Origin of the sequence: Streptomyces sp. NPDC001728, from assembly GCF_040297565.1 — a bacterium.
GTDB lineage: Bacteria > Actinomycetota > Actinomycetes > Streptomycetales > Streptomycetaceae > Streptomyces.
In genome coordinates, this window is the sequence record NZ_JBEOZK010000021.1 from 126,457 (window position 1) to 148,177 (window position 21,721).

At 71.9% G+C, this 21,721-nt stretch carries 18 protein-coding genes and 1 tRNA gene; 7 read left to right on the top strand and 12 right to left on the bottom strand.

Going from position 1 to position 21,721, the window contains the following annotated elements; translation table 11 throughout:
• Positions 1–17 precede the first annotated feature (17 nt).
• The gene (locus ABT154_RS27220) at positions 18–701 is read right to left on the bottom strand and encodes a TetR/AcrR family transcriptional regulator (protein WP_030315379.1); all 684 of its coding nucleotides are present in this window, start codon (positions 699–701) and stop codon (positions 18–20) included.
• Positions 701–1,690 (bottom strand): acyl-CoA desaturase, encoded by a 990-nt coding sequence (locus tag ABT154_RS27225; protein ID WP_351859998.1) that lies wholly within the window; start codon positions 1,688–1,690, stop codon positions 701–703. The genes ABT154_RS27220 and ABT154_RS27225 overlap by 1 nt, the downstream gene beginning before the upstream one ends.
• Before the next feature lie 252 nt (positions 1,691–1,942).
• On the opposite strand from ABT154_RS27225, the gene ppc reads away from it, so the two are divergent.
• On the top strand, positions 1,943–4,672 hold the full coding sequence (ppc, locus tag ABT154_RS27230) for a phosphoenolpyruvate carboxylase (protein ID WP_351860000.1): 2,730 nt from the start codon (positions 1,943–1,945) through the stop codon (positions 4,670–4,672).
• Between the two features lie 67 nt (positions 4,673–4,739).
• On the opposite strand, the gene ABT154_RS27235 is transcribed toward ppc, so the two are convergent.
• The 8 genes from ABT154_RS27235 to ABT154_RS27270 form a co-directional block, all read right to left on the bottom strand.
• Positions 4,740–5,567: an LAVTG motif-containing sortase-dependent surface protein gene (locus ABT154_RS27235; RefSeq protein ID WP_351860002.1), complete on the bottom strand. Its 828-nt coding sequence runs from the start codon at positions 5,565–5,567 to the stop codon at positions 4,740–4,742.
• 136 nt (positions 5,568–5,703) lie between these two features.
• Positions 5,704–6,147 carry a hypothetical protein gene (locus ABT154_RS27240; protein WP_351860004.1) on the bottom strand — a complete coding sequence of 148 codons (444 nt, stop codon included), beginning with the start codon at positions 6,145–6,147 and terminating at the stop codon, positions 5,704–5,706.
• 41 nt (positions 6,148–6,188) lie between these two features.
• Positions 6,189–6,785, bottom strand: coding sequence for an aminoacyl-tRNA hydrolase (pth, locus tag ABT154_RS27245; RefSeq protein ID WP_317874570.1), 597 nt, complete (start codon positions 6,783–6,785; stop codon positions 6,189–6,191).
• A 118-nt stretch (positions 6,786–6,903) separates the two neighbouring features.
• Positions 6,904–7,491: a 50S ribosomal protein L25/general stress protein Ctc gene (locus ABT154_RS27250; RefSeq protein ID WP_351860006.1), complete on the bottom strand. Its 588-nt coding sequence runs from the start codon at positions 7,489–7,491 to the stop codon at positions 6,904–6,906.
• 255 nt (positions 7,492–7,746) lie between these two features.
• Positions 7,747–8,721, bottom strand: a complete 975-nt coding sequence (locus ABT154_RS27255; RefSeq protein ID WP_141302919.1) for a ribose-phosphate diphosphokinase — start codon at positions 8,719–8,721, stop codon at positions 7,747–7,749.
• Positions 8,722–8,842: 121 nt separating this feature from the next.
• On the bottom strand, positions 8,843–10,288 hold the full coding sequence (glmU, locus tag ABT154_RS27260; RefSeq protein ID WP_351860009.1) for a bifunctional UDP-N-acetylglucosamine diphosphorylase/glucosamine-1-phosphate N-acetyltransferase GlmU: 1,446 nt from the start codon (positions 10,286–10,288) through the stop codon (positions 8,843–8,845).
• A gap of 109 nt (positions 10,289–10,397) precedes the next feature.
• Positions 10,398–10,468 (bottom strand) — tRNA-Gln (locus tag ABT154_RS27265).
• A gap of 11 nt (positions 10,469–10,479) precedes the next feature.
• A complete protein-coding gene (locus ABT154_RS27270; RefSeq protein ID WP_351860011.1) occupies positions 10,480–11,352 on the bottom strand; it encodes a hypothetical protein in 873 nt (290 codons plus the stop codon).
• A gap of 115 nt (positions 11,353–11,467) precedes the next feature.
• On the opposite strand from ABT154_RS27270, the gene ABT154_RS27275 reads away from it, so the two are divergent.
• Positions 11,468–12,787 (top strand): sensor histidine kinase, encoded by a 1,320-nt coding sequence (locus tag ABT154_RS27275; RefSeq protein WP_351860013.1) that lies wholly within the window; start codon positions 11,468–11,470, stop codon positions 12,785–12,787.
• Between the two features lie 95 nt (positions 12,788–12,882).
• Here ABT154_RS27275 and ABT154_RS27280 read toward each other — a convergent pair whose 3' ends face one another.
• Positions 12,883–13,380: an SUKH-3 domain-containing protein gene (locus tag ABT154_RS27280; protein WP_351860015.1), complete on the bottom strand. Its 498-nt coding sequence runs from the start codon at positions 13,378–13,380 to the stop codon at positions 12,883–12,885.
• Positions 13,381–13,390: 10 nt separating this feature from the next.
• On the bottom strand, positions 13,391–13,903 hold the full coding sequence (locus ABT154_RS27285) for a YwqJ-related putative deaminase (protein WP_351860017.1): 513 nt from the start codon (positions 13,901–13,903) through the stop codon (positions 13,391–13,393).
• 267 nt (positions 13,904–14,170) lie between these two features.
• On the opposite strand from ABT154_RS27285, the gene ABT154_RS27290 reads away from it, so the two are divergent.
• The 5 genes from ABT154_RS27290 (at position 14,171) to ABT154_RS27310 (ending at position 21,625) form a co-directional block, all read left to right on the top strand.
• Positions 14,171–15,169: an SMI1/KNR4 family protein gene (locus tag ABT154_RS27290; protein WP_351860019.1), complete on the top strand. Its 999-nt coding sequence runs from the start codon at positions 14,171–14,173 to the stop codon at positions 15,167–15,169.
• A gap of 7 nt (positions 15,170–15,176) precedes the next feature.
• Positions 15,177–17,807 (top strand): SUKH-4 family immunity protein, encoded by a 2,631-nt coding sequence (locus ABT154_RS27295; RefSeq protein WP_351860021.1) that lies wholly within the window; start codon positions 15,177–15,179, stop codon positions 17,805–17,807.
• Positions 17,808–17,960: 153 nt separating this feature from the next.
• A complete protein-coding gene (locus ABT154_RS27300) occupies positions 17,961–18,857 on the top strand; it encodes a coiled-coil domain-containing protein (protein ID WP_351860022.1) in 897 nt (298 codons plus the stop codon).
• 49 nt (positions 18,858–18,906) lie between these two features.
• Complete coding sequence (locus ABT154_RS27305) at positions 18,907–19,284, top strand: VOC family protein (RefSeq protein WP_351860024.1); 378 nt, start codon at positions 18,907–18,909, stop codon at positions 19,282–19,284.
• Between the two features lie 70 nt (positions 19,285–19,354).
• A complete protein-coding gene (locus tag ABT154_RS27310) occupies positions 19,355–21,625 on the top strand; it encodes an FG-GAP repeat domain-containing protein (protein WP_351860025.1) in 2,271 nt (756 codons plus the stop codon).
• The last annotated feature ends 96 nt before the right edge of the window (positions 21,626–21,721 follow it).

Consider the following 21,721-nt stretch of genomic DNA (forward strand, 5'->3'; position numbering starts at 1 on the left):
CCCTGCCCCGCCCCCGGTCAGTTCTTCCGGTGCCCAATCAACCGCGGCTTCGGCTCCAGACCGTCCAGGCCGTGCCACGCCAGGTTCACCAGATGCGCCGCGACCTCCGCCTTCTTCGGCTTCCGGACGTCCAGCCACCACTGACCCGTCAGCGCCACACTGCCCACCAGCGCCTGCGCGTACAGCGGCGCCAGCTTCGGGTCGAAGCCGCGGGCCTTGAACTCCAGGCCCAGGATGTCCTCCACCTGCGTGGCGATGTCGCTGATCAGCGACGCGAACGTGCCCGTCGACTGCGCCACCGGGGAGTCCCGTACGAGAATCCGGAAACCGTCCGTGTAGTTCTCGATGTAATCGAGCAGCGCGAACGCCGCCTGCTCCAGGAGCTCCCGCGGATGCCCCGCCGTCAGCGCCCCCGTCACCCCGTCCAGGAGCTGCCGCATCTCCCGGTCGACGACCACCGCGTACAGCCCCTCCTTGCCGCCGAAGTGCTCGTACACCACCGGCTTGGAGACCCCGGCCTTCGCCGCGATCTCCTCCACCGACGTGCCCTCGAAGCCCTTCTCGGCGAAGAGCGTGCGGCCGATGTCCAGCAGCTGTTCCCGGCGCTCCGCGCCCGTCATCCGCACCCGGCGCCCACGCCGGGGCTTCTGCTCGCCGCTGCCGGTGCCACTGGTCCTGCCGTCGATCGCCACGTCTTCCATCATGCCGCGTCTGCGGACGCGCTCTGGCGCCGGGCTTCGATGCGGGCCTTCGCCGGCCAGCGCACATCGGACGCCCAGCCCGCCAGCTCGAACCAGCGGATCAGCCGCGCACTGGAGTCGACCTGCCCGCGCAGCACCCCGTGCCGCGCCGAGGTCGGGTCAGCGTGGTGCAGGTTGTGCCAGGACTCACCACAGGACAGCACCGCCAGCCACCACACGTTGCCCGAGCGGTCCCGCGACTTGAACGGACGCTTGCCCACCGCGTGGCAGATCGAGTTGATCGACCAGGTCACGTGGTGCAGCAGCGCCACCCGTACCAGCGAGCCCCAGAAGAACGCGGTGAACGCACCCCACCACGACATCGTGACCAGACCGCCCACCAGCGGCGGGATCGCCAGCGACAGCACCGTCCACAGCACGAACTGGCGGGAGATCGCCCGGAGCGCCGGGTCCTTGATCAGATCGGGGGCGTACTTGTGCTGCGGAGTCCGCTCCTCGTCGAACATCCACCCGATGTGCGCCCACCACAGGCCCTTCATCAAGGCCGGGAGCGTCTCGCCGAACCGCCACGGCGAGTGCGGGTCGCCCTCCGCGTCCGAGAACTTGTGGTGCTTGCGGTGGTCCGCCACCCATCGCACCAGCGGACCCTCCACCGCGAGCGACCCCATGATCGCCAGCGCGATCCGCAGCGGCCGCCTCGCCTTGAAGGAACCGTGCGTGAAGTAGCGGTGGAAACCGATCGTGATCCCGTGGCAGCCGATGAAGTACATCGCCACCATCAGCCCGAGATCCAGCCAGCTGACCCCCCAGCCCCAGGCCAGCGGCACCGCCGCGAGCAGCGCCACGAAGGGCACCGTGATGAACAGCAGGAGCGCGATCTGCTCGACCGAACCCTTGCTGTCCCCGCCGAGCGTGGCGGAGGGCAGGACAGGGGCGCCGTCGGACAGCTCGGGTGCCTCGGGTGAGGTCACCTCGGGGCTCGTGGTCATGGATGTCCCCTGGGGGGTGAGGGTGAGGGTGGGGGAAAAGAGAAGAAAACATGCGAGAACACGGCCGTGGCTACGCTTCCGTAACCTACGGCGTCGTAAGTATGGCAGCGCCGGGGCGCGCGGCAAGAGGGCACAACAGGGGCAGGGCCGTCGCCGGGAAGACGGACACCTATCCTGTGTGCGTCGGACAGCGCGGTCCGCAAGCCTCCAGAACCCTCCAGACGTGCTCAAACACTGCAAGGAGCCGCACCTGTGAGCAGTGCCGACCAGACCCCCACCGCCAGCGCCGAGCTGCGCGCCGACATCCGCCGACTGGGCGACCTGCTGGGCGAGACCCTCGTCCGCCAGGAGGGCCACGAACTCCTCGACCTCGTCGAGCGGGTCCGCAGCCTCACCCGCGAGGACGGAGAGGCCGCCGCCGAGCTGCTGAGCGGCGTCGAGCTGGAGACAGCCGCCAAGCTCGTACGCGCCTTCTCCACCTACTTCCACCTCGCGAACGTCACCGAGCAGGTCCACCGGGGCCGCGAGATGCGCGAGAAGCGCGCCGCCGAGGGCAGCCTCCTCGCCCGCACCGCCGACATGCTCAAGGACGGCGATCCCGAGCACGTCCGCGCGACGGTCAAGAACCTCAACGTACGGCCCGTCTTCACCGCGCACCCCACCGAAGCCGCCCGCCGTTCCGTCCTCAACAAGCTGCGCCGGATCGCCGTCCTCCTGGAGACCCCGGTCATCGAGGCCGACCGGCGTCGCCACGACCTGAGGCTCGCCGAGAACATCGACCTCATCTGGCAGACCGACGAACTCCGGGTGGTCCGCCCCGAGCCCGCCGACGAGGCGCGCAACGCCATCTACTACCTCGACGAACTGCACGCCAACGCCGTGGGCGACGTCCTGGAGGACCTCGCCGCCGAGCTGGAGCGCGTCGGCGTCGAACTGCCCGCCGGCACCCGGCCGCTCACCTTCGGCACCTGGATCGGCGGCGACCGCGACGGCAACCCCAACGTCACCCCCCAGGTGACCAGGGACGTGCTGATCCTCCAGCACGAGCACGGCATCACCGACGCCCTCGAACTCGTCGACTACCTCCGCGGACTCCTCTCCAACTCCATCCGCTACACCGGAGCCACCCAGGAACTCCTGGACTCCCTCCAGCGCGACCTGGAACTCCTCCCGGAGATCAGCCCCCGCTACAAGCGCCTCAACGCCGAGGAGCCCTACCGGCTCAAGGCCACCTGCATCCGGCAGAAGCTCCTCAACACCCGCGAGCGCCTCGCCTCCGGCACCCCCCACCAGGACGGCCGCGACTACCTCGGCACCGCCGAGCTGGTCCACGACCTCACCCTGATCCAGACCTCGCTGCGCGAGCACCGCGGCGGGCTCTTCGCCGACGGCCGGATGGACCGCACCATCCGCACCCTCTCGGCCTTCGGCCTCCAGCTCGCCACGATGGACGTACGCGAGCACGCCGACGCCCACCACCACGCCCTCGGCCAGCTCTTCGACCGCCTCGGCGAGGAGTCGTGGCGGTACGCCGACATGCCGCGCGACTACCGGCAGAAGCTGCTCGCCAAGGAGCTGCGCTCGCGCCGCCCGCTGGCGCCCACCCCCGCCCCGCTCGACGCGGCCGGGCAGAAGACCCTCGGCGTCTTCCACACCGTCAAGGAGGCCTTCGAGCGCTTCGGCCCCGAGGTCATCGAGTCGTACATCATCTCGATGTGCCAGGGCGCCGACGACGTCTTCGCCGCCGCCGTCCTCGCCCGCGAGGCCGGACTCATCGACCTCCACGGCGGCTGGGCCAAGATCGGCATCGTGCCCCTCCTGGAGACCACCGACGAGCTCAAGGCCGCCGACGTCATCCTCGACGGCATGCTCGCCGACCCCTCCTACCGGCGCCTCGTCTCGCTCCGCGGCGACGTCCAGGAGGTCATGCTCGGCTACTCCGACTCCTCCAAGTTCGGCGGCATCACCACCTCCCAGTGGGAGATCCACCGCGCCCAGCGCCGACTGCGCGACGTCGCCCACCGCTACGGCGTGCGCCTGCGCCTCTTCCACGGCCGCGGCGGCACCGTCGGCCGCGGCGGCGGCCCCTCGCACGACGCGATCCTCGCCCAGCCCTGGGGCACCCTGGAGGGCGAGATCAAGGTGACCGAGCAGGGCGAGGTCATCTCCGACAAGTACCTGATCCCGTCCCTCGCCCGCGAGAACCTCGAACTGACCGTCGCCGCCACCCTGCAGGCCTCCGCCCTGCACACCGCGCCGCGCCAGTCCGACGAGGCCCTCGCCCGCTGGGACGCGGCCATGGACACCGTCTCGGACGCCGCCCACACCGCGTACCGCACGCTCGTCGAGGACCCGGACCTCCCCGCGTACTTCTTCGCGGCCACCCCCGTCGACCAGCTCGCCGACCTCCACCTGGGCTCGCGCCCCTCGCGCCGCCCCGACTCCGGCGCCGGCCTCGACGGACTCCGCGCCATCCCCTGGGTGTTCGGCTGGACCCAGTCCCGCCAGATCGTCCCCGGCTGGTTCGGCGTCGGCTCCGGCCTCAAGGCGCTCCGCGAGGCCGGTCTCGACCCGGTCCTCGGCGAGATGTACGAGCACTGGCACTTCTTCCGCAACTTCCTCGCCAACGTCGAGATGACGCTCGCGAAGACCGACCTGCGGATCGCCCGCCACTACGTCGACACCCTGGTCCCCGACGACCTCCGGCACGTCTTCGACGCCATCGAGGCCGAGCACGCGCTGACCGTCGCCGAGGTCCTCAAGGTAACCGGCGGCGAGAAGCTGCTCGACTCCAACCCGGTCCTCCAGCAGACCTTCGCCATCCGCGACGCCTACCTGGACCCGATCTCCTACCTCCAGGTCTCCCTGCTGGCCCGCCAGCGCGCGGACGCGGAGGCCGGCGCGGAGCCCGACCCGCTGCTCGCGCGGGCCCTGCTCCTCACCGTCAACGGCGTGGCGGCCGGCCTGCGCAACACCGGCTGACACCCCGCCCGCACGGCAGAAGCCCCCGCCGGACTCCGGCGGGGGCTTCCGTCATGACGGGGGTACGTCAGTGCTGCTGCGCCTTACGACGACGCGTCACCAGGAACGCACCGGCAGCCGCGAGGGCGAGCGCCGCGGCGGCGAGGATGCCGACGGGGGCGCTGGAGCCGGTCTCGGCCAGGTTGCCGTCCTTGCCGCCGGTGCCACCGTTGCCGCCGGTCTCACCCGCGGGGGTGGTCGCGGACGGGGACTCGGTGCCACCGGGGGTCTCGGACGGGGCCGGGGTCTCGGTACCGGGGGTCTCCGTGCCGGGGGTGCCGGGGGTCTCCGTGCCGGGGGTCTCGGTACCGGGGGTGCCGGGCGTCTCCGTACCGGGGGTGCCGGGGGTCTCGGTACCCGGGGTGCCGGGCGTCTCCGTACCGGGGGTGCCGGGCGTCTCCGTGCCGGGGGTGCCGGGGGTCTCCGTGCCGGGGGTCTCGTCCGGGCAGTCGACCTTGAAGACCTTGTGCTTGGCCTTGCCGTTCTCGCCGTCGAAGTTCCAGAACAGCTTGTACTGGCCGTCGGCGAGCTTCAGGTCCTCGGTGCGCCCGTGACCCTTCGCGTCGAGGGTGATGGAGCCCTTCTCGACCTCGGTGCCCTTTTCCTGGTCGTTGTTCGCCCAGGCCTCGATGCGCCAGTTCGCCTTCTGCTGGGCGTCGAAGTTGAACGCGTCGAGGTAGAACGCGCAGACCTTCGGCTCGTTGGCCTTGATCTCCTCGCCGGTCTTCGCATCGTGGATCTTGACCGTGCCGTTGTCGCCCTTGGGGCCGTTGGACGCGAACGCCACCGGGGCCAGAGCGAGAGAGCCCGCCATGGCCGCGACGAGCGCGGCGGCGGGTATGAGGGAACGTCGCATGTGCAGTCGTCCATCTGTGGGATGAGGTATGCCGTGGGAGGTGGCGGGGGCAGCCTATCCGTCGCTTTAAGTGGGCCTTAAGCCAGAGGTCCATAACGATTGCGCCAGGAAACCCATGGAAATAGGCCAGAACACCTCAGAGCGCGAAGAACGCCGCCAGCAGAACCGCCCCACCCGCAACCGCCATCGACCACGCCGTCCTCGGCAGCCGCAGCCCCCCGCCGATCAGCGGCGCCGCGAGCAGCAGCGCCCCGCCCAACGGCAGCCACGCGTGCAGACCGCCGCCCCAGCCCGTCCGTACGCCCTCGTCCGTGCCCGGCTTCACGACCACCGGGATCGTCACGCCCCGCTCCGCCGCCACCGAACGCTCGATCGTCAGCGTCCGTCGCGTCGATGACGGATCGTCCGGGGCGAAACGGCCGCTGCACATCTCCTCCGTACAGCCCGTCACGGTCAGCGTCCCGTGCTCCCGCCCCTTGCCGAGCAGGACGTGCTGGGCCGAGTTCCAGGAGGCCCACCCGCCCGCGACGAGGAGAAGGAGGGCGACCAGCGCCATGGCGGCGTTACGGACGTGCGTCATGACCCGCGATCGTACAGTCGTACGTTCCGACCGCCAGGGTCCTACGAGTTGTACGCCGACTGGGCCCGCTCCAGGCCCTCCGCCACCAGGCACTCCACCGAGTCCGCCGCCCGGTCCACGAACCAGTCCAGGTCCTTGCGCTCCGTCGCTGAGAAGTCCTTCAGGACGAAGTCCGCCACCTGCATCCGGCCCGGCGGACGCCCGATCCCGCACCGTACCCGGTGGTACTCGGGACCCATCGACTTCGTCATCGACTTCAGGCCGTTGTGCCCGTTGTCCCCGCCGCCGATCTTCAGCCGCAGCACCCCGTAGTCGATGTCCAGCTCGTCATGGATCGCCACGATGTTCGCCGTCGGCACCTTGTAGAAGTCCCGCAGCGCCGTCACCGGACCGCCGGACAGGTTCATGTACGACATCGGCTTCGCGAGGATCACCCGGCGGCTCGCGGGTCCTGGCGGGCCCATCCGACCCTCGACGACCTGCGCCTGCGCCTTCTGCGCCCGCTTGAACGAACCGCGCATCCGCTCGGCGAGCAGGTCCACCGTCATGAAGCCGATGTTGTGCCGGTTGGCCGCGTACTCGGGCCCGGGGTTGCCGAGGCCGACGATCAGCCAGGGGGCGTTCGCGTCGTCCGTCATCTGCGTCAGGTCTCCTCGTGTCCGTCCACGCGCGTGCGTACTTCCGTACCCGTACAAGGGAAACGGGGTGACGGGCCGTGTGGCCCGTCACCCCGTCACGTCAGGCAGAGCCTACGGCTCAGGCCTCGGCACCCTCGGTGGCCTCGGCCTCGGCGGCCGGCTCCTCGGCCTGCGCGCCCAGGATCTGGAGGACGACGGCGTCGGCGTCGGTCACCAGGGTGGCGCCCTTCGGCAGGGTGATGTCCTTGGCGAGGATGGAGGCACCGGCCTCCAGGCCCTCGACGGAGACCGTGACGGCCTCGGGGAGGTGGGTGGCCTCGGCCTCGATGGAGAGGGTGCTCAGCACGTGCTCCAGCAGGTTGCCGCCGGCGGCGAGCTCACCCTCGGCCTGGACCGGGATCTCGACCGTGACCTTCTCGCCGCGCTTGACGAGCAGCAGGTCGACGTGGACCAGGAAGCCCTTGATCGCGTCGCGCTGGATCGCCTTCGGGATCGCCAGCTCGCTCTTGCCGTCCACGTCCAGGGCGAGCAGGACGTTCGGCGTGCGCAGCGCCAGGGCAAGGTCGTGGGCCGGGAGGGTCACGTGCGCCGGCTCGGAGCCGTGGCCGTAGACGACCGCGGGAACCTGGTTGTTGCGGCGGATCGCACGGGCGGCGCCCTTGCCGAACTCGGTACGGACGGCAGCGGCGAGCTTGACCTCGGACATGGTGCACTCCTCGTAGAAAGGTGACGAAAAAACCTGGGTCACCCGGCCACGACTGGCGATGGCCTGCTACGAAGAGCGCGTCGATAACGGACCGCCGTGACCCTGTACATCCGTACGGGTACGGCCTCCCTCGCCGAGCAACTACGGCAGTCTACCGGCCGACCGCCCTACCACCCAATTCGATCACTCAAACACGACCGAGGGCCGCTCCCCCGAACGGGGAAGCGGCCCTCATGTCTGCTGTGGCGCCGGGGCTCAGTGCTCCTCGAAGAGGCTCGTCACCGAACCGTCCTCGAACACCTCGCGCACCGCGCGCGCGATCGTCGGCGCGATCGAGAGCACCGTGATCTTGTCCAGCTCCAGGGCGCCCGGAACCGGCAGCGTGTCCGTGAACACGAACTCGCTGACCTTGGAGTTCTTGAGGCGGTCCGCGGCCGGGCCCGACAGGATGCCGTGGGTGGCCGTCACGATGACGTCCTCCGCACCGTGCGCGAACAGGGCGTCGGCGGCGGCGCAGATCGTGCCACCGGTGTCGACCATGTCGTCCACCAGGACGCAGACGCGGCCCTTCACGTCACCGACGACCTCGTGCACGGTGACCTGGTTGGCGACGTCCTTGTCACGGCGCTTGTGGACGATCGCGAGGGGGGCGTCCAGGCGGTCGCACCAGCGGTCGGCGACCCGCACGCGGCCCGCGTCCGGGGAGACGATCGTCAGCTTGGCGCGGTCGACCTTGGCGCCCACGTAGTCCGCGAGGACCGGCAGCGCCGACAGGTGGTCGACCGGGCCGTCGAAGAAGCCCTGGATCTGGTCCGTGTGCAGGTCGACCGTCAGGATGCGGTCGGCGCCCGCCGTCTTCAGCAGGTCCGCGACCAGACGCGCCGAGATCGGCTCGCGGCCGCGGTGCTTCTTGTCCTGACGGGCGTAGCCGTACGACGGGATGATCACGGTGATGCTCCGGGCCGAGGCCCGCTTCAGCGCATCGATCATGATCAGCTGTTCCATGATCCACTTGTTGATCGGAGCCGTGTGGCTCTGGATCAGGAAGCAGTCCGCGCCGCGGGCCGACTCCTGGAAGCGGACGTAGATCTCACCGTTGGCGAAGTCGAACGCCTTGGTGGGAACGAGACCGACGCCCAGCTGGTGCGCGACCTCCTCGGCCAGCTCGGGGTGGGCGCGGCCGGAGAAGAGCATCAGCTTCTTCTCGCCGGTCGTCTTGATCCCGGTCACAGCACTGTCTCCTCAGACGTGTTGTCTGGCCGCGTTCCACGAGCTGTCGTGCGCGTGTGCGAGCCAGCCGAATTTGTGTGCACGTATCACGGTACGCCGAGTTCGACGTACCTGTTTCCGGTCAGCTCTCGCCGGCGGAGTCCTCGGTCGCGGCCTGGGCGGCCTGCGCGGCGGCGCTTCCGGGCCGCTTCCTGGCCACCCAACCCTCGATATTCCGCTGCTGGCCCCGGGCCACGGCGAGCGAGCCGGCCGGCACGTCCTTCGTGATCACGGACCCGGCGGCGGTGTAGGCGCCGTCCCCGATCGTGATGGGAGCCACAAACATGTTGTCCGAACCGGTCCGGCAGTGGGACCCGATCGTGGTGTGGTGCTTCGCCTCGCCGTCGTAGTTCACGAAGACGCTGGCGGCGCCGATGTTCGAGTACTCGCCGATCGTCGCGTCGCCCACGTACGACAGGTGGGGGACCTTGGTGCCCTCGCCGATCGTCGCGTTCTTCATCTCGACGTACGTGCCGGCCTTGGACTTCGTACCGAGGTTCGTGCCCGGACGGAGGTACGCGAAGGGGCCCACGGAGGCGCTGTCGCCGATCACGGCCGAGTCCGCCACAGTGTTGTCCACCCGGGCGCCCTTACCGACGCGGGTGTCCTTGAGGCGGGTGTTCGGGCCGACCTCGGCGTCCTCGCCGATGTGGGTCGCGCCCAGGAGCTGGGTACCCGGCAGGATCACCGCGTCCGGCTCGAAGGTCACGGTGACGTCCACGAAAACGCTCGCCGGGTCGACGACCGTCACGCCCGCGAGCATCGCCCGCTCGATCAGGCGCTGGTTCAGCAGGGCGCGGGCCTCGGCGAGCTGCACGCGGTTGTTGATGCCGAGGATCTCGCGGTGGTCGGCCGCCACGGAGGCGCCGACGCGGTGCCCGGCCTCACGCAGGATGCTCAGCACGTCGGTGAGGTACTCCTCGCCCTGGCTGTTGTCCGTCCGCACCTTGCCGAGGGCGTCCGCGAGCAGCTGCCCGTCGAAGGCGAACACACCGGAGTTGATCTCGCGGATGGCGCGCTGCCCGTCGGTGGCGTCCTTGTGCTCGACGATCTCGGTGACCGCGCCGGAGGCGTCGCGGACGATCCGCCCGTAGCCGGTGGAGTCGGGGACCTCGGCGCTCAGCACGGTGACGGCGTTGCCGTCGGCGGCGTGCGTGCCGGCCAGCGCCCGCAGGGTCTCCCCGGACAGCAGTGGCGTGTCGCCGCAGACGACGACCACGGTCCCGTCGGGCGTCTGCCCGAGCTCCTCCAGGGCCGTCCGCACCGCGTGCCCGGTGCCGTTCTGCTCCTCCTGGACGGCGGTCCGGGTCCCGGCGTAATGCGCCTCCAGATGACCCTTCACCTGCTCACGGGCGTGCCCGACGACCACGACGAGGTGCTCGGGCTCCAGCTCCCGCGCGGCGGACACGACGTGCCCGACGAGCGACCGTCCGGCGATCTCGTGCAGGACCTTGGGGGTCTTCGACTTCATGCGGGTGCCCTCACCCGCTGCGAGGACGACGACGGCTGCCGGGCGGTTGGCGCTCACGGGATTGCCCTTCGGCTTTGGGTGGTGGACGCACGAAGGATACCGGGGGGCAAGGGGGCGGACATGAGTGCGGGTCCTGACCGTGGAGGTCAGGACCCGCAGACGTGGGCTCCCGGAGAAGGAATCGAACCCTCATTCAATGGACCAAAACCATTTGTCCTGCCGTTAGACGATCCGGGATCGTTCGCCCTTTATGTCCAATTCCCTGCCTGGGGAGTCCGGACGGCCCCTACTATGCCGCACCAGGCCCCCTCGATGCGACGGTACAGATCGGCGCTCCCGAGGATTTGGATCGCGAGGCAGCCGTGGTAGCCGTCGCTCACGTTCTTGCGGTTGGTCCGGGGGTTGTGGCGCTTGAGGGTCGTCTTTCCGAACCTCGAAGCCTCGGCACCGATGAGGTCGCCCCAGTGCTTCTCGGCCACGGCCGTGTCGGCGGTCTCGTGGATCATCACGTAGTACCTCCGCCGCTCGGGCTCGATGCCCAGGAGGTCGAGCCAGGCGGTGAAGACCCGGATCATCCCGGGGTCGCTGTTCACGAACGTCACCCGTTCCCTGCGGGCGTGCGGCTTGTCCTTCGTGCCCTCGGCCCAGTAGAGGCCCACGCCCAACAGGAAGAGTTCACGGTCCGACAAGTCGCCGATGTCGGCGGCGGCGAGTCGCTTGGTCGCCCGGCGCTCCTCCTCGCGACGGCTCAGGGTCGGCTCCCAGCCCCGCCTGGCGATCGCGGACGCCTCCTCCCGGCTCCGCTTCCGCTCCGGCTTCGGGAGGTCCCGTACCCAGAGCGAGATCGAGCTCTTCGAGCAGCCCAGCTCGACCTGGATCCCGTCGTAGGTCATGCCCTGGAGGCGTAGCTCCCGGGCGCGGGCGCGGAGGTCGTCTTTGGCGTTGGGGCGCTTGGTCCAGGTGGGCGGGGGCTCTCCTTCCAGGAGGCGGTTGAGGAGGTCGTTGTTGTCGACGTGGATGCGGTCCCGGATCTGGCGGCGGCTGAGCCCCTCGCGGCGGAGCGCGATCGCCTGCTCGCGCAGTTCTTCGAAGTCCGCGTACTTGCCGGTGGCGGATGTCATGCCAACACCATCGTCCGGAATGCGGACGTCCGGGTCGAAAATCTGGGCGATTCAACAGTTCGAGGGACTGGTGTATGCCGCGTTGACGCCGGGGGACGCCCGTAGGGTGGTGGGTATGACCACAACGGGGGCAGATCGGGACGCCGAGGGCGTCGGGAAGTGGTGGTGGTGGGGGAGACGGCGGAGCGTCGTGCTCGATGTCGGGCTCGCTCTGCTGTCCGCGTTCGAGTGCGCGCTCGAAGGGATCGGGTTCGCCGGTAAAGCCGCGCTGCCCGTGCCCGTGGGCGTGCTCTTCGGGCTGCTCGTCGGGTCCGTGCTGCTCTTCCGGCGCCGGTGGCCGATCGTGGTCGTCCTCGTGTCGATCGCCGTCGCGCCCGCCGAGATGGGCTTCCTCATGGGGATCGTCGGGCTCTACTCGCTCGCCGCCTCCGAGGTGCCCCGGCGGATCACCGCCCTGCTCGCCGGCATGTCGACGCTCGCCGTGTTCGTCGTGACCGTGGTGCGGATGCGCCAGGACGTCGCCCAGGCCGACGTCGGACAGCCCGACATCGACCCCAGCGGCTGGTACGTCCCCGTCGTCGCCGTCTTCATGACGCTCGGCCTCAACGCCCCGCCCCTGCTCTTCGGCCTCTACATAGGTGCCCGCCGCCGCCTCATGGAAAGCCTCCGGGAGCGCGCCGACAGTCTGGAGCAGGAGCTGTCCCTGCTCGCCGACCGCGCCGAGCAGCGCGCCCAGTGGGCGCGTCAGGAGGAGCGGACCCGGATCGCCCGCGAGATGCACGACGTCGTCGCCCACCGGGTGTCCCTGATGGTGGTGCACGCGGCGGCCCTCCAGGCGGTCGCGCTGAAAGACCCCCAGAAGGCCGTACGCAACGCCGCCCTCGTCGGTGACATGGGGCGCCAGGCCCTGACCGAACTGCGCGAGATGCTGGGCGTTCTCCGCGAGGGCTCCGCCCCCGCCGCGCCCGCCGTCGTCCCCCTGGCCGCCGTGGGGCGGGCCGCCGCCGCTGCCGCCGAGGCCGCCGCCGACGACGGGCCCTGCCTGGACGCCCTGGAGACGCTGTGCGAGCAGTCCCGGCTGGCCGGGGCGGCCGTGGAGTTCCTGGTGATCGGCGAGGCCCGCGCCTATCCGCCGGAGGTGGAGCGGACGGCGTACCGCGTCGTGCAGGAGGCCCTCACCAACGTCCACAAGCACGCGGTCGGCGCCGAGGTAGTGGTGCGCCTGGCGCACCGGGGGACCGAGGTCGCGATGCAGGTGGAGAACGGCCCCTCGGACGCCGCGGCGGCCGGCGTGGGCCTGCCGAGCGGCGGCAACGGCCTCGTGGGGATGCGGGAGCGGGTCCTGCGGATCGGCGGGGTGTTCGTGTCGGGCGCGACGGACGCGGGCGGCTTCAAGGTCTCGGCGGTCCTGCCGACGGGCCCCGGCCGGCCGTGAGCCACGTCGGGGCCGGCCTCCCCCGGAGTGCTCCCGTCCGGCCGTGAGCCACGTGGGGGCGCGCCGGCCGTGAGCACTCCGGGGGAGGCCGTCGCCTACTCCTGCCCCGCCGTCAGCCGCGTCGGCTGCGCCCCCGTGACCAGGGTCGACAGTGCCGCGTCGATGTCGTTGCCCAGGTACCAGTCGCCCGCGTGGTCGAGGCTGTAGACCCGGCCCTCCGCGTCCATCGCCAGGATCGCCTGGTGGTCGCCCTCCTCGCCGAGCGGCGCGATCTCCGTGTCCAGGGCGCGGCCGAGGTCCGCCAGGGTCCGGGAGAGGTGGAGTCCGGCGAGCGGGTCGAAGCGGACGGCGGCGGGCGCTATCTGCCGCCCGTGCCCGGGCGCCGTGATCCGCAGCCCGCCGAACTCGGCCCAGGCCTCGACGACGGCCGGGAACACGCTGTGCCGGTGCCCCGCCGGGGAGGTGTGGGCGCGCAGGGTGTCGGCCCATTCCTCGGCGAGCTTGATGTCCCAGCGGCCGGGCTGCCAGCCGGCCTCGCGGAGCGCGGCGTCGACGTTGACCGGGAAACGGGTGGTGCTGAGGTGGTCGGGCATGGGTGCGCGGTCAGCCGTTCTCTGCGGGCGTGGTGGGGTCGACGGCACGGACGCCGAAGTGGGCGAGCATCGCCGTACAGGAGCGGCAGGGAGCGGCGTAACTGCCGTGGAGCGGGTCGCCGTCCTCGCGGATGCGCCGGGTCGTGAGCTTGGCGTGTTTGAGGGACCGGCGGGCCTCGCCGTGGGTCAGCGGCTTGCGCTGGGCGCGCTTGGACCGCCCGCCCTCGGTCGCGGCGAGGTGCCGGGAGAGCAGGATCGCCTCGGGGCAGCGCCCGGTGAACCGTTCCCGCTGGCCGCTGGTGAGGGTGTCCAGGAAGTCCTGGACGAGCGCGTGCAGGGCGGGCGGACGGTCGCCGCGGCCCGCGGTGCACGTGAGGGTCTCGCCGCGTACGGAGAGGGCGGCGCCGACGGTGGGGAGGATGCCGTCGCGACGGTGACGCAGTAACGGGGCGCGGCCGGATTCGGCGCTGCTGCTCCAGTTGAGGCGCGGGTCACCCTGTGTGGGCGTCGGTGCTGTGTGCATAGTGCTGGTCTTCCCCTCCTGCAATCCCCCGAGTTGCGTGGACAGCCTGCCAAATAGGGAGCCATATGGGGAAGCTGGGGCGGCGGAACGCCGCTTCGGTGTGTCGGAATCATGGTGCGACCGTCATGGCGTCGTGACACTTGGTCACCGTCGGATCGGGCCGGTTCGGCCTCTTGTGGCAGCGCATAGGCTGTGCGGCATCAGTCAGGAGCAGCCAGCGGCTGCGCGTAGTAGCAGTCAGCGACGCCAGTGCAGGGGGCAACCGCCATGACGACAGGTCGGCTCGGGCAGGACACCGCGCCACCGAACGCGGCCTATGCCGGGCAGGTCGTGCACTTCCCGGACCCGGTCCGTGCTTCCCGTCACCCGAGAGGGGTGCGGGTGGATGAGTTCGGTCACCCGGATTTCTCGCCGTACGCGCGCGCGGCGGCGGAGATCGCCGACCCGCCCGAGGGTTTCGGTGTCGACGAGCTGCGGCTCACGGACTACGTGTCGGCGAACGCGGCGATGGCGGCCACGGGCCATGAGCTGTGGGACACCATCCCGTCGGTGGCGACTCCGCACGGCTGGACCTGGCACCACGTGGCGCGCAGCCGCCGGATGGAGCTCGTCCCGGTCGAGGTGAAGGCCCTGCTGCGCCATCACGGCGGGGTGGCGACGGCCGCCGTCGACCACAACAAGCGGGGTACGCGTCCGCTGCAGGAGACCCGGCCGGCGCACTTCGGGCTGCCGAAGGGCCTGGTGTCGGTGTCGGAGCAGCAGCTCCAGGGCGTCGAGGAGGACCTCGGCTACCGGCTTCCGGGGGCGTACCGCTCCTTCCTGAAGGCGGCGGGCGGGTGCGCCCCGGTGGGCGCCGCGCTCGACGCGGAGCTGGGCCTGCTGGTCGACCAGCCGTTCTTCACGGTCCGGGAGGAGGCGGGCGTCAACGACCTCGTCTATGTCAACAAGTGTCTCCGTGACCATCTGACCAAGGACTATCTGGGCGTCGCGTTCGTCCAGGGCGGTCTGATCGCGCTGAAGGTGCGGGGCGAGGCGGTCGGTTCGGTGTGGTTCTGCGCGTACGACGACGCGCGGGACACCGGTGAGGTGGCGGCCGGCTGGACGGTGGCCGAGCGGGTGGAGCGGCTGCTGCTGCCCTGCGGTACGGACTTCGACGCGTTTCTGCAGCGGCTCGCGGGCAATCCGCCGGAGCTGGAGACGGTGGCGAACCTGATGGTGGACGGTGGCTTCGCGCGCGCGGTGCCGGTCGTCCCGGTGGGGGAGTGAGTGGGCTGTGGTGACCTTCGCGCAGGCGCAGGAGCGCGCCGAGGAGTGGATCAACGGCGACCTGCCGTCGTACCAGCACCGTGAGGTGCGGGTGCGGGAATTCGAGCTGGGGTTCGTGGTGTGGGCGGAGGACCGCGAGGGCGGTCCGACCTCTGACGGGGGGCGCCAGCGCCTGGTGATCGCCCGGGACAGCGGCGAGGCGACGCTGTGGCCGGGGCTGCCGGTGGGTGAGGTCATCCGCCGTTACGAGGAGGAGTACGGGGCCGCCGAGGACGTTCCCGCCCAGGCGGCGGTGCCGGCGGCCCGGATCGATCTGAACCAGACGTCGTTCCTGCTGAGTCCGCCGGAGTGGCTGCAGGACGCGGCGGACAAGATCGGGCTGCCGAAGCAGCCGAACGTGTCGCAGGAGAACGCGAGCGCGGCGGCGTCGGTGGACGACGCGTCGGACGCGGGGGCGTCGGGGTCGGTATCGGGGTCGGCTTCGGTCGCGTCGTCCTCGTCCTCTTCCTCCTCTTCCTCCTCTTCTTCCTTCTCGTCCTTCTCGTCCTCCGCGTCGGAGGGGGCCGGTGTCGCGTACGAGCCCACGGCGATGGACGGGGTTCCGGCGGAGACGCCTCCGGCTCCCGTGCCTCCGGCTCCCGTGCCTCCGGCTCCCGTGCCGCCGGCCCGGCCCGCGCCCGCGCCCGTGGACAGTCCCTGGGCCGACGCCAACGCGAGTTCCGGTGGGGCCGACGGGGCGGTGCCGCTGCCCGCGACCGTCTTCGCTCCCGCGCTCTCGGGGACGGACGACGAGGACACCCCGCCGCTGTCGGTGGGCGCGGACGCGCCGACCGCCCTGATGAAGGGGGGCAGTGCGCTGCCCCCGACCGCGATCGCCCCTCGCCTGGACCCGGCCGCCCCGGCGCCGGGCGCCGCTCCGGCGGCCCCGCCCGCCCCGCCCGCGCCCGCGCAGGCCGGTCCGGCGCGTCCCGCCGGTCTCGCCGGCCCGGGTGTGCCGCCGCCTCCGTCGGCCGCGCCGGGTGGCGGGGACATCGCGGACGCCGCGACGAGCAAGGCGTCGCTGTCCCCGAAGAGCGGGCGCGGTCCCGTGTCGCCGCCCCCGCCGCCGGGCGCCCCGGGCATCCCCGGAGCCCCGGGTGCTTCGGGTGCTCCTGCGGCCCCTGGTGTTCCGGGCGCCCCCGGTGCCCCCGGTGCTTCGGGTGCCCCCGCCTACGTACCGACGCAGCTGGTGTCGCAGCTCGGGCCCGACGGCCCCCAACCGCCGGGCCCGCCCGCGCCGCCGGGACCGCTGGGACCGCCCGCGCAGTCCGGTCCGCCGGGTCCGCCCGGCCCGCCCGCGCCCCCCGGCCCCGTGACGCCCCCGCAGCCCGTGCACCACGCGGCCACGATGCTCGCCCACCCCCACCAGGGCGGCCCCGCCGCCCCGCCGCCGCCCCCGCCGCCGCCGGGCATGCCCGGTGCGCCCGGTACGCCCGCGGGCGGCGTCGCGCACGCCGCCACGATGCTGGCGCACCCCGGTCCGGCCGGTCCCTCCACCCCGCAGCCGCCCGGCCCTCCCGGTCCGCCGCCGGTGCACGGGGGCCACACGCCGCCGCCCGCGCCGGGTCCGATGGCCGGACCGCCCGGAGCCGTACCGCCCGCGTACGGGTATCCGCAGCCCGCCGGGCAGCCGACGGTCGGCCCCGGGTACCAGGCGGTGTTGCGCTACCGCGCGCCCGACGGTTCCGAGGCGCGGATCATCCGGCGTTCGGCGCCGGGCACCCCGCACCCGGAGTGGCAGATCCTGCACGAGCTGCGCGCGATGAACGTGCCGCCGCAGCAGGTGCTCGAACTGCACACGGAGCTGGAGTCCTGTGAGCTGCCGGGCGGTTACTGCGCCCGGATGATCAGGGAGACCTGGCCGCAGGCGCGGATCACCAGCATCGCCCCGTACGGCCGTGATCACGCGGGCCGTCAGCAGGGCATGCGTCAACTCCTCACGCATCAGGGTGAGTTGCACCAGGTCGCGGACGGTCCCGCGAGGCCCGCGCCGGTACGGGCTCCGCTGCCGCCGGTGCAGCCGGCTCCGCCGGTGCCGCCGGAGGCGATCGCGCAGGAGCTGGCCGGGGCGTTCGGCCCCGGCATTCTCCGCTTCGACCAGCGCGCGGTGTCCCGGCAGGGTGTGCCGGAGCTGGTGGCGCTGACGTTGGTGTGGGCGGGTCTGCCCGCGGACTTCGGGCCGTTCTTCTGGGCGCAGCCCGCCGTTCCCGTGGTGCCGACGCTGGCCGAACTGGCGGCGCAGCGGCAGGTTCCGGCCGCGCCGGACGCGAGTTCGTATCTGGTGATCGGTTCGGACTTCGGCCGGGCGCTCTGTGTCCAGTACGGGACCGCGCACATCGTGGCCGTACCGGTGGAGGCGGGTCCCGGCGGGCAGTCGGTGCCGCCGCAGTTCGTGAACACCGGGCTGCCGGAGTTCACGCGTTCGATGGCGCTGCTGGGCCGGATGTGGCGGCTGCGGTTCGGGCTCAACCCGGAGCAGGCGGGCCGCTGGACGGTCGACTTCCAGGCGCAGTTGGCCATGCTGGATCCGGCGGCGCTGTCGTCGCCGGAGAACTGGTGGTCGGTGCTCCTGGAGCAGATGTGGGACGGCCTGCTGTAAGAGGCCGCTGTGAGTGGAGGGGCAGAGGTTTTCCCCTGATGCCGCTGGACAGAATGTGATGAAAGGCGCTCGACGTGTATGCACGTTGGGCGCCTTTTGTCCGTTCTGATGAAGCATCCTGGACGTTCGGGACACAGGGAAGGGGCGTCAGGGATGAGTTTCGCCGTCGGACGGGGGCGCGGGTACCGGCCCGAGCAGGTCGACCGCCATCTCGCCGCGCTCTCCGAGGACCGTGACGGCGCCTGGGAGCGGGCCGCGCGGCTCACCGTCCTCGCCAGGGAGATGGAGGCCGAGGCCGCCCGGCTGCGCGAGGCCGTCGCGGCGCTCGCACCTCAGCGGTACGAGGAGCTGGGCGACCGGGCCCGGAAGATCCTGGAGCTGGCCGAGCGGGAGGACGAGTCGCTGGTACGCGCCGCCGAGGCCGAGGCGCAGTCCCTCGCCGAGGCGGCCGACACGGCGGGCCGGGAGGCGGCGGAGTCCGCGCGGGCGTACGCGGAGGGCGTTCGGGCGGCGGCGGACGCGGCGGCCCGCGCGCGCCTGGAGGCGGCGCGGGGGCGGGCCGAGGAGCTGACGACGGAGGCGGGCCGCGAGGCGGAGGAGCGGCGGACCGGGGCGCGGGAGGTCTTCGAGGAGACCGAGCGGCGCGCGGCGGAACTCCTCGCGAAGCAGGGCGCCGAGCAGAAGGCGGTACGGGACGAGGCCGAGCGTACGGAGGAGGCCGCGGCGGCCGACCTGGGGGCGCGGCACGAGGAACTGCTCGGGGCCGCGGACGCGCGGCTCGCGGAGGCGCGGCGGGCGCTCGCGGAGACCGAGGAGCAGGCCAGGCACGGCCAGGAGGACGCGGAGGCGCGGGCGGAGGAGGTGCTCGCGGAGGCGCGGATGAAGGCGGAGCGGGTCGAGCGCGAGACGGAACGGGTGCTGCGGGAGCACGAGGAGGGGCGCGAGGAGATCCACGCGCACATGGAGCACATCCGCAGCTCGCTGGCGGCGCTGACGGGCCGGGTGGCGGGGCCGGAGCAGCCGGAGCGGCGGGAACAGCCCGAGGAGTAGCGGGACTTGGCCCCGGGGTGTGGACGTCCCCGGCGGTAGGCTGCCGGTCATGATCATGAAGCTGGTGGCGGCCACCCTCGACTGCGCCGACCCCATGGCCCTCGCCGACTTCTACAGCAGGGCCACCGGGCTCCCGCTCGCCGAGCGCTCCGACGGCGAGTTCGCGGGGCTGCGTGGAGCGGAGGGGCTGTTCCTCGGTTTCCAGCGCGTCGACGGCTACCGGCCCCCGACCTGGCCGGGCCAGGACGTGCCGCAGCAACTGCACCTCGACTTCGACGTCGACGACCTGGACGAGGCGGTGGCCCGGCTCGTGGAGTGGGGCGCGACCGTGCCCGACGTCCAGCCCCGTCCGGACGGGTGGCGGGTCGTCCTGGACCCGGCGGGGCACCCGTTCTGCCTGACGCTCCCGAGGCGTCCGGGCGCGTGACGGAGGCCGGTGCGGGCCGGAACGCGTCCGTCGGCTAGCCTCCGCTTTCCCAGGGGAGGGATGCAAGAACATGTATGTCACAAGCTCGCGCGGTCGCCGTCTCGCGGCCGTCGCCGTCACCATCGTCCTCGCCGCCACGGGCGGCACGCTCACCACACTCCCGGCCACGGCCGCGCCCGCCGCGACGCGGGAGGACCAGCAGGCCGCCGTGCCGTTCCCGCGCGACGCGGACGTCGTCGGCGCGGGACCGAGCGGCTTCCTGTCGAAGACGCGCGGCAGCACGCCCGAGTTCCGCTGGACCTGGTACGTGGACGGGTCGTCGATCGTGCTGCCCGGGGCCTACGCCATCGGCGGCGGCACGGACCTCGTCGTCACCGGCGATCAGGACATCGACTACACCAGCCGGCAGTTGAAGGTCTATGACCTGTCGACGCCCGCCACGGCCGCCGCGGCACCGGTGGAGGTCGATCTCGACGCCCTCGGCGGCTACGGCCTCTCGGGCCTGTCCGGCAGCACCCTGCTGCTCTCGCGGGAGGAGGACGGCCACTGGAAGGAGTACGCCGCGACGGTCGAAGGTGGCACGCCGAAGGTCCGGTGGCTGGTCGGGGGGCCCGGCCTCGACTGCTACTCCGACGCGGGGGGCTGGGCCGCCATGGGGTCCATGCTCTACTCCTGCTGGATCGGTGACACGCAGACATCCGCCAAGATGCTCATCGATCTCGCCTCGGACGACAGGCCCGTGTACCTCCAGGAGAAGAACGAGTACGCAGGGCAGGGCGCCGTCTCCGCCACTCACGTGGCCTGGCGCGAGTCGCGCCTGTCAGGGCACGGTTTCGTCGTCCACAAGCGGGGTGAGCCCGGCGAGCGGTGGATTCCGACGGCCGACGTGAGCGACCCGCCGTACCTGGTCGGCGACTGGCTGGCGTCCGGGCAGCAGGTCCACATCGACGCGTCCGCCGACGGCCGGTACCACCCGACGGCGCGGCCGTTCACTCTCCAGTCGATCGAGACCGGCGAGAAGCACGTCGCCCTCACCGCGTTCTCCTCCGCCGTCACCGGTCCCGGCGGCACCCTCCTGGTGCGCGGCGGCACCCCCGAGCGGGGGGAGGGCCTCTACCGGATCTCGCCGCGCGCCGACGGCGGTCGGCCGGACGTCGAACTGGTCGCGTCGACGGGGCAGACGACCGTCATCACCCTCACCGACTCCAGGACCCCGAAGACGCTCTCCGCCGAGGAGCTCGCGGGCGGGGTCGACTTCAGCTGGGACCTGTCGCGGGGGGACGCGTCCGTGGAGGTCGGCCTGACGCACGTCCGCAGCGGGCAGTCGGTCTTCACGTCATGGCCCGCCCCCGCCGACGGCGTCGACGGGACACCGCGCCGGGTCACCTGGCACTGGGACGGCAAGGACCTGGAGCGCCCGGAAGGTCTGCTGAGCGCGGCCCGTGCGGGCGAGTACGAGTGGAAGATCGTCGCCGAGCCGGAGGAGGGGATCGGCGCTCCACTGGTCACCACCGGGCGGTTCACCGTGAACCGTCCCCCGGCGCCCCACGACTTCGACGGCGACGGCACGGCCGATCTCTTCGGCCGGCAGCCCGACGGCCTCCTGCGGACGTTCCGGAGCCGGCCCGTCGCGGTGGGCGGATCGGTCAAGAGCCTCTCGTGGGAGAAGGTCGGCCTCGGCTGGCAGGCCTACGACCGGCTGGAGACAGCGGGGAACATCGCGGGAACGACCTACCCCGACGTACTCGCCCGGGACACGGCCGGCGTCCTCTGGCTCTACCAGGGCACGGGCGACCGGAGAAAGCCGCTCTCCGGCCGGACACGGATCGGCGGCGGCTGGCAGGTCTACGACCGGCTGGCGGCCGGCAGCGACGTCACCGGCGACGGCCGGCCGGATCTCCTGGCCACCGACAAGTCCGGAGGCCTGTGGCTCTACACGGGCACCGGGAACGCCAACGCACCCTTCTCCGCGGCCAAGCGGGTCGGCGGCGGATGGGGCGTCTACAACGAGCTCGCCGCCGTGGGGAACCTCGCCGGAGGCCCCGCCGGTGACCTCCTCGCCCGGGACAAGGACGGCGTCCTGTGGCTGTACCTCGGCAAGGGCGACGGCACTCTCGCGGCCCGCACCCCGATCGGTGGCGGCTGGGGAGGCTTCCTGAACCTCGTCGGCGTCGGCGACGCCAACGGTGACGGGCACGCCGACCTCATGGCCGCCGTGACCAGGGTGCCCGGCGCCCGCGGTGTCACCTTCTACGCCGGTACGGGGAACTGGAAGGCCCCGTTCAAGCCCGGGGTGAAGACCGACGTCACGAGCTGGACCGACTACGACGCCGTGTTCTAGCCCCAACGCCGTTCAGTTAGGCGTAGAGGCTGTTCGTCAAGGCCGGTGAACGAGGCAGCGGAGCTGCTGTAGAAGAGGTTTGTCCTCCAAGACATC